This is a genomic window from Marivita sp., from assembly GCF_048006345.1.
Taxonomy (GTDB): Bacteria; Pseudomonadota; Alphaproteobacteria; order Rhodobacterales; family Rhodobacteraceae; genus Marivita.
In genome coordinates this window covers 183,085-194,670 of record NZ_CP180351.1, presented here as the reverse complement: position 1 = coordinate 194,670, position 11,586 = coordinate 183,085, and the positions used below count along the sequence as shown (strand labels likewise).

General features: G+C 58.6%; 15 protein-coding genes. 6 read left to right on the top strand and 9 right to left on the bottom strand.

Annotated elements, in window-relative coordinates; genetic code table 11:
• Window positions 1-165, bottom strand: coding sequence for a hypothetical protein (locus tag ACMVPR_RS01005; protein ID WP_416881329.1), 165 nt, complete (start codon window positions 163-165; stop codon window positions 1-3).
• A gap of 26 nt (window positions 166-191) precedes the next feature.
• On the opposite strand from ACMVPR_RS01005, the gene ACMVPR_RS01000 reads away from it, so the two are divergent.
• Genes ACMVPR_RS01000 through ACMVPR_RS00985 form a run of 4 tightly spaced genes read left to right on the top strand, consistent with a single transcriptional unit; the run spans window position 192 to window position 3,592 of the window.
• The gene (locus ACMVPR_RS01000) at window positions 192-938 is read left to right on the top strand and encodes an amino acid ABC transporter ATP-binding protein (RefSeq protein WP_416881328.1); all 747 of its coding nucleotides are present in this window, start codon (window positions 192-194) and stop codon (window positions 936-938) included.
• A complete protein-coding gene (locus ACMVPR_RS00995; RefSeq protein WP_416881327.1) occupies window positions 939-1,784 on the top strand; it encodes an amino acid ABC transporter permease in 846 nt (281 codons plus the stop codon).
• A gap of 42 nt (window positions 1,785-1,826) precedes the next feature.
• Window positions 1,827-2,660 carry a transporter substrate-binding domain-containing protein gene (locus tag ACMVPR_RS00990; protein ID WP_416881326.1) on the top strand — a complete coding sequence of 278 codons (834 nt, stop codon included), beginning with the start codon at window positions 1,827-1,829 and terminating at the stop codon, window positions 2,658-2,660.
• Window positions 2,661-2,716: 56 nt separating this feature from the next.
• Entirely contained in the window at window positions 2,717-3,592 is an 876-nt protein-coding gene (locus ACMVPR_RS00985) for an amino acid ABC transporter permease (protein WP_416881325.1), read from the top strand.
• Here ACMVPR_RS00985 and ACMVPR_RS00980 read toward each other — a convergent pair.
• Window positions 3,589-4,707, bottom strand: a complete 1,119-nt coding sequence (locus ACMVPR_RS00980; protein WP_416881324.1) for a hypothetical protein — start codon at window positions 4,705-4,707, stop codon at window positions 3,589-3,591. The two genes, ACMVPR_RS00985 and ACMVPR_RS00980, sit on opposite strands and share 4 nt — an antisense overlap.
• Window positions 4,708-4,795: 88 nt before the next feature.
• On the opposite strand from ACMVPR_RS00980, the gene ACMVPR_RS00975 reads away from it, so the two are divergent.
• Window positions 4,796-5,743 carry a LysR substrate-binding domain-containing protein gene (locus ACMVPR_RS00975; protein ID WP_416881323.1) on the top strand — a complete coding sequence of 316 codons (948 nt, stop codon included), beginning with the start codon at window positions 4,796-4,798 and terminating at the stop codon, window positions 5,741-5,743.
• A gap of 95 nt (window positions 5,744-5,838) precedes the next feature.
• The gene (locus ACMVPR_RS00970) at window positions 5,839-6,864 is read left to right on the top strand and encodes a Rieske 2Fe-2S domain-containing protein (protein WP_416881322.1); all 1,026 of its coding nucleotides are present in this window, start codon (window positions 5,839-5,841) and stop codon (window positions 6,862-6,864) included.
• 2 nt (window positions 6,865-6,866) lie between these two features.
• On the opposite strand, the gene ACMVPR_RS00965 is transcribed toward ACMVPR_RS00970, so the two are convergent.
• The 7 genes from ACMVPR_RS00965 to ACMVPR_RS00935 all read right to left on the bottom strand — a co-directional run bounded on the left by ACMVPR_RS00965 (window position 6,867) and on the right by ACMVPR_RS00935 (window position 11,577).
• Window positions 6,867-7,187, bottom strand: coding sequence for a non-heme iron oxygenase ferredoxin subunit (locus ACMVPR_RS00965; protein ID WP_416881321.1), 321 nt, complete (start codon window positions 7,185-7,187; stop codon window positions 6,867-6,869).
• Complete coding sequence (locus tag ACMVPR_RS00960; RefSeq protein ID WP_416881320.1) at window positions 7,184-8,149, bottom strand: fatty acid desaturase family protein; 966 nt, start codon at window positions 8,147-8,149, stop codon at window positions 7,184-7,186. The genes ACMVPR_RS00965 and ACMVPR_RS00960 overlap by 4 nt, the downstream gene beginning before the upstream one ends.
• A gap of 173 nt (window positions 8,150-8,322) precedes the next feature.
• Window positions 8,323-8,520 (bottom strand): CsbD family protein, encoded by a 198-nt coding sequence (locus ACMVPR_RS00955; protein ID WP_300582922.1) that lies wholly within the window; start codon window positions 8,518-8,520, stop codon window positions 8,323-8,325.
• 20 nt (window positions 8,521-8,540) lie between these two features.
• Window positions 8,541-8,783 carry a hypothetical protein gene (locus ACMVPR_RS00950; RefSeq protein ID WP_416881319.1) on the bottom strand — a complete coding sequence of 81 codons (243 nt, stop codon included), beginning with the start codon at window positions 8,781-8,783 and terminating at the stop codon, window positions 8,541-8,543.
• A 61-nt stretch (window positions 8,784-8,844) separates the two neighbouring features.
• A complete protein-coding gene (locus ACMVPR_RS00945; RefSeq protein WP_416881318.1) occupies window positions 8,845-9,003 on the bottom strand; it encodes a hypothetical protein in 159 nt (52 codons plus the stop codon).
• A 37-nt stretch (window positions 9,004-9,040) separates the two neighbouring features.
• A complete protein-coding gene (locus ACMVPR_RS00940; protein ID WP_416881317.1) occupies window positions 9,041-10,009 on the bottom strand; it encodes a YihY/virulence factor BrkB family protein in 969 nt (322 codons plus the stop codon).
• A 56-nt stretch (window positions 10,010-10,065) separates the two neighbouring features.
• Complete coding sequence (locus ACMVPR_RS00935; protein ID WP_416881316.1) at window positions 10,066-11,577, bottom strand: phospholipase D family protein; 1,512 nt, start codon at window positions 11,575-11,577, stop codon at window positions 10,066-10,068.
• Window positions 11,578-11,586 lie beyond the last annotated feature (9 nt).

The following is an 11,586-nucleotide window of genomic DNA, read 5'->3' as shown; positions in this document are numbered from 1 at the left end:
TCAGGCCGCCAGAAGACGTCGAAACGGGATAAACATCAACCATAGCTGGCTGAAACGACCGATCAGAATTGCAGCATTCGCTTTGTCAAAGCCGCCCGCGAAACGATGATCCAAAACTTTGTCTTGCACCTGCAAGGACTTCCTTGGTTTGATGGTCACAGCCACTGGGGAATTTTAGATGTCTGCTTTGCATGTCGGATAGCGCGCCGATCATCACCTTTGACCATGTCGACAAGTTCTATGGCGACTTCCACGCCCTCAAGGACATCTCGATCAGCGTCCGCGAAGGCGAGCGTATGGTGGTGTGTGGCCCGTCCGGGTCGGGCAAATCCACGCTCATTCGCTGCATCAACGGGCTTGAGTTTCACAATTCCGGGGTTCTGACCGTCGACGGGATCGAGGTCTACGAGGACTCAAAACATATCTACCGGCTGCGGCAAGAGGTCGGGATGGTGTTCCAGCAGTTCAACCTCTTTCCGCACCTGACCGTTCTGGAAAACCTCACCATCGGTCCGATTAAGGTTCGCAAGGTCTCCCCCTCCGAGGCAGAACGCACAGCGCGCAAATACCTGGAACGGGTCCGGATTCCCGAACAGGCCGACAAATACCCGTCCGCCCTGTCCGGCGGGCAGCAGCAGCGCGTGGCGATTGCCCGGTCGCTTTGCATGGAAAGCCGGATCATGCTGTTCGATGAACCCACCTCGGCGCTTGATCCCGAAATGATCAACGAAGTGCTGGATGTGATGGTCGAACTGGCCGACACAGGCATGACGATGGTCGTTGTCACCCACGAGATGGGGTTTGCTCGCAAGGTCGCGGACACGATGGTGTTCATGGACGCGGGCGAGATTGTCGAGACCGCCCCGCCCGACGTGTTCTTCACCAACCCGGCCAGCGCCCGGTGTCGCGCGTTCCTTGACCAAATCCTGGACCACTAGATGAGCATCGCCGAGCCATCATACACCCCAAAGGGCCGGGCACTTCCACAGCGACAGCCGATCGCCAAAGCCATAGACTCGATCACGTTTGCGATCATCGCCTATACGGCCATCATCGGCGGCATCGTCTGGCTGGCCTATAGCGGCGCGCAGGCGATGGGATATAACTGGCAGTGGTATCGCATTCCGCAATATTTCTACACGTTCACCGATGATGGCTTCCAATGGGGCGAGATCAGTGTCGGACTGGTCAAAACGCTGACCCTGTCCAGCATCGCCTTCGCCTTGGCGGTCGTGATGGGCCTGATCGTGGCGCTGCTGCGCCTGTCTGGGTTGGTGGTCTGCACGGCGGTCTCTGTCGCCTTCCTCGAATTGATCCGCAACATCCCGCTGCTCGTCCTGCTCTACCTCTTTTACTACGTGCTTGGCCCGATCTTCGGCTTTGACCGTTACTGGGCCAGTATCCTTTGCCTGTCCGTGTTCCATTCGGTCCTGATCTCCGAGATTTTCCGTGCCGGGATCAACGCGGTGGCCAAAGGCCAGTGGGAAGCCGCAACCTCCATCGGGATGTCAAAGGGGCAAGCCTATCGCTACATCATCCTGCCCCAATCCATCCGCTTCATGCTGCCGCCGATGACCGGCGAGGTCGTTCACATGGTCAAATCCTCGGCCATCGTCAGCGTGATTGCCGTGGCCGAACTGACCACCATCGGGCGGAACATCATCTCGGAAACCTACATGAGTTTTGAAGTCTGGTTCACCATTGCCGCTGTCTACATGGTGGTGACGTTGATCCTGTCCGTTGGCGTATCGTTTGTCGAAAAACGCTACGCCGTTGATACATAACCCGCGCTCTCAAGGCGCACATTCTGAACAGGGAGTTCATCCATGAATATCACCAGAAGATTTCTAGGCGCCGCCCTTGGTGCCACGCTGGCGGCAACAGCAGCGCTGCCAGCCTTTGCGCAAAGCACGGCGCAGGACATCGCCAGTGCAAGCGTGATCGAAGCGATCAAGGAACGCGGTGTCATCAAGATCGGCCTGTCGCTGTTCAAGCCGTGGTCGATGCGTGACCTAAATGGCGAACTGATCGGGTTCGAGCTGGATGTGGGCCGTCAACTGGCCGAAGACATGGGTGTCGAGGTGGAATTCGTCCCGACCTCGTGGGACGGGATCATCCCTGCGCTCGTGTCTGGCAATTTCGACACCATCATCAGCGGCATGACTGTCACCCCGCAGCGCAACCTGACGGTCAACTTCACGATCCCCTACGCCTATTCCGGCATGACGATCCTTGCCAACACAGCGATGACCGAAGGCTTCACGCTAGAGGATTACAACAGCCCTGATGTCACCTTCGCGGCTCGTCGCGGGGCAACACCGGCGACCGTGATTGCGGATATGTTCCCAGAAGCGCAATTGCTGCTGTTCGATGAGGACGGCGCTGCAACACAGGAAGTGCTGAACGGAAACGCGCACGCGACCATGGCGTCCGAGCCCACCCCGTCAAGCGAAGCGCGCCGCTATCCCGACGTGCTGAGCGTGCCGTTCAATCAGGCGTTTCAGGCTGGTGGAGAAGGCTTTGCAGTCCGCAAAGGCGACCCCGACGCGCTGGCCTATTTCAACAGCTGGATCACCGCCAAGACCAACACCGGCTGGTTGAAAGCACGCCATGATTACTGGTTCCGTGGCAATGACTGGGCCGATCAGGTTCCGGAATAATCCACCTTTCGCCCCCCGGCCCTGCGCTGGGGGGCACCATTGCAAAGGCCCGTATTGTGCTGAACCGACTGAAGAAACTGCACTGGCTCGACTGGCTTGTCTTGGCCGTCGTGCTGTCGTTCTTCGGCTACATCTGGTGGAAGATCGAAGGCACGCTCAATTACAACTGGCGCTGGCACCTGATCCCCAACTACATCCTGCGCTTCCACACCGAACGCGAGGAATGGTTCGCCAACGTCCTGCTGCAAGGGCTGATCGCCACCATCCGGATCTCGATCTACGCCAGTATCCTTGCGGTCATTCTGGGCACAATCCTTGGCATCGCGCGCTGCGCCAAGAACCTCACCATCCGCATGCTCGCGCGCACTTACCTGGAATTTCTGCGCAACATCCCACCCGTGGTGGTGATCTTCATCTTCTTTTTCTTCCTGTCGCAGCAACTCATCACGGCGCTGAATATCGAAAGCTGGGCGCGCGACATTGCCCGGTCAGAGAACCGCGCGGTGTGGGAATTTTTCTTTGGCGAAATGCGTCGCTTTCCTTCGCTCATCTCGGGTGTGATCGTACTTGCGCTGTTCGAAAGCGCCTTTGTCGGCGAAATCGTCCGCGCGGGCATACAGTCGATCCCCAAAGGCCAGCGCGAGGCGGCGCAGTCGATCGGCATGAGCCGGTATCAGGAAATGCGCTACGTCGTGCTTCCCCAGGCGATGAACAAGGTTGTGCCGCCCATGGCCAACCAGTTCATCACCCTGATCAAGGACAGCGCGATCATCTCGTTGATCTCGGTACAGGAACTCACGTTCAAGACAGTTGAACTGGTGGCTTCAACGCGCCTGATCTTCGAGGCGTGGATCACCACCGCAGCGTTCTACTTCGTGATCTGTTTCGGCTTGTCGATGCTGTTCCGCAGGCTGGAAAACCGAAAAACCTAGGACGCAACCTCTAGAAGCGCCGGGCCTTCGGACATCGCGCGCCACGCCGCCAATCCAACATGAGCGTCCGGATGCGCGAACACGGCCGCCGCATCAGGATAGCGGTCCAGAATGGCTTGCCCGCCCGCAAGACGCGAGGGATGGAACACGCCGTTTTCCCACACAGGAACACCGTCCATCCAGATGGTGGGATCCAACACGTTCCACGAAATCTCTCCCGGCGCATAGGCACCGCAGGTGTGGAAATGCAGGATGCGGGGATTGCCAAATGCGGCACCGCCCCACCGTTCGTAATTCGCCCGGGCCTCTTGCAGATATCCGCAGCCCGGATGAATGCCCGCATGCCACGAATGGACGAAGTTGCGGTCGATGCCCAAGATACCTGAAATCCGGTCGTAATGCGCATTGGCCGCAACCACGTCGCGCGGACATCCGTCAAAACCGACCAATCGGCCCTGCTCCAGATAGGCCATCACCGGACCATCAAATTCGAGGGTGTAATCGTCGTAGTATTGCGACCCGGTGCCGGTGAGGAACCCGCAAAGGGCGACGCGTCCCGAAAAGCTTTGCGCCGGGACAGGCTTGAACACCGACATCGGAAATCGTGACACCGTGGTGTCCCCTGCATCGGCGTGCGGCATCTCTGGCGAGCCGACAACATCCGTACCGTTCGGGCATGTCACCCGTACGGTTGCAGCGCTCGAGAGCGCGTCAGTCACACAGTCTTTCAGCGCGACAAAGGCACCATACGAAGTTGTACCGAACCCCGAGCCAAGCAAATTGTCATCCAGCGCAAAGCAGACCACAATCCGCTTTTCTTTGGGCATGTCGCAGAACCGCAGTTGGTCGCCGAGACGCGCGAGAAAGACAACTATATCGACCTTGTCCATCTGCGCCCGCAGCGCGTCAGAAAGACGGGTCACATGCGGATCGAACCCCGCATTGACCGTCTTGACGATCAATCCCATCTCGCGAGCCATGCGCCCCACGGTATTGAGAACGGACGCGTCGAAATAGCCGTATTCGGCAGGTTCATAGGCCAGTAGAACACGGTCCCCGCGCCGCGCACCCGCGCAGTTCGCCAACATGTTCCATGCCCCTGCCATCGCCGTCATGACTGCGCCTCCTGTCACAAAAACGTTAAAATCAGCGCGTGCAGGTCACCAATTGAAAGCTCGCATGAATGTCATTAGTCTGGCTAATATGATCTTGAACCTTCCCTTTGCCGCACTAAGAGCCTTCGAAGCCGTTGCCCGCCACGGCAGTTTTTCCGAAGCGGCGGAGGAATTGGGCGTCGGCCAGAGCGCTGTCAGTCAGCATGTCAAAGCGCTCGAAGAATGGTTGGGGCACGATCTGATCACCCGCGGCCCGAAACGGTCCCTGCCCACCCGAGATGGCGCGCGACTAGCGCTGAGCATCGCCGAAGGATTGGGCCACATTTCGGAGGTCTGCGAAGACATCCGCGACAAGCGGCGCGACGACCACACCATCGTTATCAGCTGCCATCCCGGCTTTGCCTTTATCTGGTTGTTCCCGCGCCTGATGAGCTTTGATCGGGCGCACCCGGAATTTGCCATCTCGATCACCACCGACACCGGATTGCGAGGAGTGGCGCGGGCCGAGGCGGACATTGCAATCCGCTACGGCACCGGCGATTTTCCCGGCTACACCGCCATCCAGCTGATGCCCGAAACGTTGTCACCGGTCTGTGCGCCAAGCCTTTTGAACGGCTCGAAACCCTTGCGCCGAATTGCAGATCTGGCATTTCATACCCAGATCCGCGACGAATTTGCGCCCACCACAACCGACCTGCCCACATGGGAATACTGGGCCCGCGAAACGGGGCAAAGCCTGCCAACGCCGGCGCGGATCCGCAGTTTCGCGCAGTCGAACATGGTGGTGCAATCCGCCATTCAAGGCGATGGCATCGCGATGGGCCGAAGCCCCTTGGTGATGGACGCGCTGCGGGACGGGCGTTTGGTACAGCCCTTTTCGCAAACGGCACAATCCCCGTTGAATTACTGGTTGGTGTATCCCGACGACCAACGCCGGGCGCGCAAGATCATGCTGTTTCTGGACTGGATCATCACCGAGGCACGGAACCAGTCGCGTCAACATTCACGCCTGCACTCGGGCCGCAATCGGGATTAGCCAGATTAATCCAGTTAATCATTTGTGCGCACTGGTGCAAAAATTCGATCCGGGGCAGTCTGGTGAAATACAGGCCGACGCAGGAAGGGCAGCTCATGTTCATCAGAAATGCATGGTACGTCGCAGGGTGGTCCAAGGACTATGGCCGGTCTCTCAAGCCGGAAACCTATCTGGGCGAAAACATCGTCATCTACCGAACCGAGGCCGGCGACCCGGTGGCGCTCGAAGACGCGTGCCCGCACCGAAAACTGCCGCTGTCACAAGGCAATCTGAAAGGTGACACCGTCGAATGCGGCTATCATGGTCTGACCTTCGACTGTTCCGGCACATGTGTCGATGCCCCGACCCAGCGCGGCCAGATCCCGCGCCGCGCCGTTGTGAAATCTTATCCCGTGGTCGACCGCTATCGCCTGCTCTGGATCTGGATGGGAGACCCGGCAAAAGCCGATCCCGACCTGATCTTCCCGATCGAGAATTACGACAGCCCCGACTGGGGCTACACGGATGGCGGCGTTCTGGATATCGACTGCCATTACCTGTGGGTCTGCGACAACCTGCTGGATCCTAGCCATGTCGCCTGGGTGCATGTGACCTCTTTCGCGGGGGCGGGAACCGATGACGGGGCGCTTGATGTCAGCAAGACAGACCAAGGCGTGATCGTTGCGCGCTGGATCTACGGCCAGCCGCCTTCGCCCTACTACTCCAAGCTGGTCAAATTCGAAGGCGTCTGCGACCGGCTCCAGCATTACGAAATGTGTTTGCCGGGGATTGCCCTGAACAAGTCGATCTACACCCCTCCGGGCACCGGCGGGCCGGACAGCACCCCGGTTGAGAACACGCTGATCAATATCTCATACAATTTCATGACCCCAATCACCGAAGACAAGACCCGCTATTTCTGGTTCCAGCACCGCAACACGGATCCGCATGACAAAGAGGTGTCCGAGCGGATGAACGCAGGCGCGCGCATGGCCTTTGAAGAAGACCGCGTTGTTCTGGAAAAGGTGCATGAAGGCATGAAGAACCCCGCCACACCCTATATCGACCTCGGATTGGATGCGGGGGCCAAGCTGTTCCGCCAGATGGTCGCCCGCACCATCGACGCCGAACAGCACCACTGACCTCAGATCAGGATTTGCACGATCCCGTTCATCACACGCGACTCGAACATCCGCAGCGGAATCCGCGCCGGAGCAGCCTTGGGCGCGCCGGTGCGCACGTCAAACAGGCCCTGATGGAGCGGGCATTCGATATGGGTGCCGTCGAAATGCCCATCGCAGAGGTTGGCCGCGCCGTGCGTGCAGCGGGCGAGGCTGACAAAGATGCCGTCCGCTGCATCGAATACCGCCAGTTCGCGAGCACCCAAGATCACAGGCGTCGCATCCCCGGGTTCCAATGCGCTGACCGCAATGACATCCGTCCAGGTCTTCTCACGCGACGTCACGCCTTCTTGGCCCCACCATCGCTGCGGGGTTTGCGGCCGATCAACTGGCTGATGATGTCCACATGTGCGCCAAGATACCCGCGTTCTTCGACATAGACATAGCCGCGCAGCTTTTCATGCAGCTTGGGCAGCGCATGAAACGGCACTGATGCCGCGTAATGATGTTCGGCGTGGTAATTCATGTTCCAGCATAGAAACCGCATTGGCCCAGACACCAGCGATGTGCGGGTGTTTTCCTTCATGTCGTCTACATTGGGCCGCCCCACATGTTCGGTCAGACGGATCGCCCGCATCACCGGTTCGCCCAGAAACAGCGGGATGAGCCAGTACCACAGCAGCGCGGTCCAGCCCGTCGCGACCGACACGACGGCGATCAGTGCGTAGAACGCCAGCATCAAACGGGCTTCGCGGATGATGATCGGCGCTTCGTATTTGGTGAGGAACGTGCGGTCCTCGTCGTTCAACCGCCCCGCTCCGTTTCGCAGGATCTGGCTGAACTTATTGCGCCAATAGGGCACCGAGGAGATGTACCACAGGTATTTCCAGACCGAGATCGGCAGCTCGATCAATTCGGGATCCTGCCCCTTGAGTTGGGTGTAGGTGTGGTGATTGCAATGCTCATAGCGGAACTGCTGAAACGGCAGGATGATCGCATATCCGCAGATATTGCCGAAAATGTCGTTGAGTTTCCGAGTCTTGAACACGGTGTAATGCACACATTCATGCTGAAGCGAGAAAAGATGCACGATCACCACCCCGTGCACGAACATCGCAGGCCAGATCAGCCAACTGTCATAGGCAAGGTAGACCAGCCCGGTCGTCGCAGCGAGAAGCAGCGCAAAACCGAAGACCCGCACCAAGGCCGGACCGTCAGAGCGGGCCATCAAAGCCTTGAGTTCCTGGCGCGTCAACGCACCTTCCTGCATGGCTTGGGTGATCGGGGTGCGAACTTCGGTGGACATGAAGGCTCCGGTGCAAATCGCCTCCAGAGTACGCCCCCCTTCGGTTCGCCGCAATTCCGAACGCCGCGCACGTTCCGTTTGGTGGGGCGTCGCGACACATGAACGCTTGAGAGGCAGGCACAAAAAAGCGCGGCTGAACGAACAGCCGCGCTTTTTTCAATTATCGAACACCGTCAGATGTTGTTCAGAATCCGGTCGACGGTCTGGCGCACTTCGTCTTTCGACTTGCCCAGCTTCTGCTGGAGCACGCCTTCCATCTGCTCGCGATTACCTTTGGCTTCTTCGACGTCGTCATCTGTCAAATCGCCATAAGCTTCGCGCAGTTGGCCTTTGATTTCGGTCCATTTGCCTTCAATCACATCGCGGTCCATGGGACACTCCTTTCGTTAATTCAGTTCGACGCAACAGCGTCTTCTTCCGGCGATTCAATGTCGACTGTTGGGACAGTCACCGTGATGTCGCGCTCGCCGACTTCGATATCGCCGACCTCAGCCTCATACTCGGGCAGGTTGCCCCCCTCTATCGAGACGGTCGGCAACGCGCCCTCCTCGGTCTGGTCGATGTCCACCATGTACACGCCGAATGCCACAGCTGCGACAAGGGCAACGCTGGCAAGAATAGCTCCGATTTTCATGATAATATCTCCTTCTATCAAATAGTTAACAACTGAACTCCAGAAAGGTTCCCAACTTTTTTCAGGCGTTTTCCATTTCCCGGCTGATCAGCGTTTCAATCTCGTCGATAGGGTGATTGGTAAGAACCTTCGCCACATCCAAACGCACACAATTTGCGACTTCGAGGAATGTCCCCAGCGGCGGTAGAATGACGGCTGCGATGATGCGTAACAGGTCCATTGACCCCTCCTTGATTACCTGGAGGGTCAACGTATGATCAGCTTGAGGGTTCCGTTATTTCCTCACCGATCGATGCGCCCAGTGTGTCCGCCTTGACCGCGCCGCGCTCTCCCATCGGTCGGTCATCGCCGACCGTGCTGTCGCGCTTCGTCTGCGCCTCAAGCTCTGCATCCAGCAACGCGCCCAGCAGAACGATGAAGGCCGACAACCACAGCCATGTGAGCAGGATGATGACCCCACCCAGCGCGCCGAAGGTCTCGTTGTAAGAGCCGAAGGACTGCACATACAGGCTGAACCCATAGCTGCCTGCCACCCAAAGGGCGCAGGCCACAAAAGCGCCCGGCGTAAGCCAGCGCCATTTGGCTGAACGTCGGTTTGGCCCAAGGCGATAGAGAATGGCGATCCCCAAAGCGCCCATCAGGAAGAGGAACGGCCAGCGCAGGAACATCACCAGATCGTCGATGATGCCGTAGTCGCCAAAAATCGCCGCAATGACAGGAATCGCGGCCACAACGATGATCGCGATCAGAAGGCCCACAATCAGAATGGCCGTCAGTACAATCGTCAACGCTTTGACGACAAAGAAATTCCGGGTCTCTTTTTCCTCGTAAATGACATTCAGCCCTGCAATGAAATTCGCAACCGCCTTGGAGGCGGAGTAGAGCGCGATGGCGAGGCTGAACAATGCCGCAAAGCTGAGCGTCGAACTGTCGGCATTGGCGACATCGCGAAGCTGCCCCAAGACGATGGTCTTTGCCGCCTCGGGCAGCATTGCCGCAATGTCTTCGCTGTTCTCGATCAGCATTTCCGGACTTAGGAACGTGCCGGCAAAGGCCACGGCGGCGGTGATGCCCGGAAAGAGGGACAGCAAACCGTAGAACGCGATGCCCGCCGCAATCAGCCCAAGATTGAGATGCGCCTGTTTGTGCCACATGCGCACCAGCACATCCAAAATCCCTTTTGCCGGGATACGTGTCGGGCGGTGGGCCAAACGACCACGGCTCATGAACCTCACTCCTTGTCTGTCAGAAGACGAACCGTTGATCGACGTGTCAAGTTCCGTCAAACGATGTTTTCGGTGACACCCGGCAGCGCCTGCGCGAGATGCGCCTGGTTCTCGGGGTCGTATGGCACCAGGAATCCGGTCCGGTTTTCCGGCAGACACACGCCGTTCGCAGCAATGGCCGTGGCCCACCAATGGTAGAGCGTGGAAGGGTCCATCGCCTCGGGCGGCAGATCGTCAAACCACCAATGCTGCATCAGCTTGGACCGAAGCCGCCGAAGCCGCGCCGGATCTGTTATGGCAACACCCGCTTCGGTGTCCCAGTTCATCGACCGCCCGTTCAGGTTGCCTGATCCGATCAGCGCGAACCGGTCGTCCTGAACCAGAACCTTGTTGTGAACGTAGATTATGGGAGAGCCTGCCAGCACGGCCAAACCATCGCGCGACGACATGACGGGGCGTACGGGAGAGGCCAGCAACGCACGATCTCCAAAAGCATCTTGCACGACCGCCACAGCTTCGCGTTGCAGGCTTATGCCGAACCGCGTGTCGAGACCTTCCTCTTCGTCGAAGGCAAGACTGTCAGGCAAGGCGGGCAGGATGGCAAGCAACCGCAATTCCGGGTTCCGCACAGCAGCATCTGCAAGGGCCTGCGAGACAACGCTGGACCGGAGAAATTGGGTTTCGATGTAGATCAGGTGCTCGGCCGCGCGAAAGCTTTGAAGATGCGCCTCTTCGATTTCGTTCACCACGGTGCGCGGCGACAGATATGGAAATTGAACCCGGCGTGGCGCGGACAGGGTGCGCTTGATCCACTTCAGATCCGGCGCATCTCGTTTCCCGGCCGTCACGTCCAGAAACGTGTCGAGATGCTTCTGCGCTTCGGCCACTTCCGGCCCACCCCGCAGGATCATCTGCACATCCGACCACGTTTCATGCGCAGGTCGGTCATGATCCGGCGTATCAAACCGCCTTTCGTTCAGGTCGAGTCCCCCAATGAACAGCGTGTCATCGTCAATTACCGCCATTTTCTGATGGTGCGTGACGGTGCGCAATACCGGCAGGGCATTGCGACCAAGCAGAACCGCCTGACGGGTCAGGCGATCCTTTGACAGACCCGCAACCTGTTCCCATTTGCGCTTGATTACCGCAGGCAGCAACATACCCCACGGCAACATCCCGGCTCGTGCCGGGTGCAATGCCGCTGTGATCGTGAGCTGCCCGGGCGCGGCATCTGCGATTTCGGCCAGCGCCGCGCCCTGACGGACAGTCTGCCAGGTCAGTTCATGCAACGGCGTTCCCATGACCGGATCGAAGTCACTGACGATCAATGTGACTGTCACACCGCGACGGATTACGTGAGAAAGAAGATCGAACCAATCTTTGCCTATGGCCTGTGCTTCAGCGCTGCGCAGTTTGGTCCGCAGGTCGAAAATGCGGAACGACCCGTGGACCTTTGACCGCGCACCCAGAACGGCCCGCTCGAAAGCGGGCCAAGCCTCATCAGCGGTGATGAGAACGTCGAAGTCAGCGAGGTGCTCGATCGGCGACGAGGGGGCGGACTCGAACACGATGTTCCT

Excerpts from the sequence above, each read along its gene's own strand:
- ACMVPR_RS01000 (WP_416881328.1), top strand. The coding sequence starts at position 192 with ATGTCGGATAGCGCGCCGATCATCACCTTTGACCATGTCGACAAGTTC.
- ACMVPR_RS00995 (WP_416881327.1), top strand. The coding sequence starts at position 939 with ATGAGCATCGCCGAGCCATCATACACCCCAAAGGGCCGGGCACTTCCA.
- ACMVPR_RS00990 (WP_416881326.1), top strand. The coding sequence starts at position 1,827 with ATGAATATCACCAGAAGATTTCTAGGCGCCGCCCTTGGTGCCACGCTG.
- ACMVPR_RS00980 (WP_416881324.1), bottom strand. The coding sequence starts at position 4,707 with ATGACGGCGATGGCAGGGGCATGGAACATGTTGGCGAACTGCGCGGGT.
- ACMVPR_RS00975 (WP_416881323.1), top strand. The coding sequence starts at position 4,796 with ATGATCTTGAACCTTCCCTTTGCCGCACTAAGAGCCTTCGAAGCCGTT.
- ACMVPR_RS00970 (WP_416881322.1), top strand. The coding sequence starts at position 5,839 with ATGTTCATCAGAAATGCATGGTACGTCGCAGGGTGGTCCAAGGACTAT.
- ACMVPR_RS00960 (WP_416881320.1), bottom strand. The coding sequence starts at position 8,149 with ATGTCCACCGAAGTTCGCACCCCGATCACCCAAGCCATGCAGGAAGGT.
- ACMVPR_RS00955 (WP_300582922.1), bottom strand. The coding sequence starts at position 8,520 with ATGGACCGCGATGTGATTGAAGGCAAATGGACCGAAATCAAAGGCCAA.
- ACMVPR_RS00950 (WP_416881319.1), bottom strand. The coding sequence starts at position 8,783 with ATGAAAATCGGAGCTATTCTTGCCAGCGTTGCCCTTGTCGCAGCTGTG.
- ACMVPR_RS00945 (WP_416881318.1), bottom strand. The coding sequence starts at position 9,003 with ATGGACCTGTTACGCATCATCGCAGCCGTCATTCTACCGCCGCTGGGG.
- ACMVPR_RS00940 (WP_416881317.1), bottom strand. The coding sequence starts at position 10,009 with ATGAGCCGTGGTCGTTTGGCCCACCGCCCGACACGTATCCCGGCAAAA.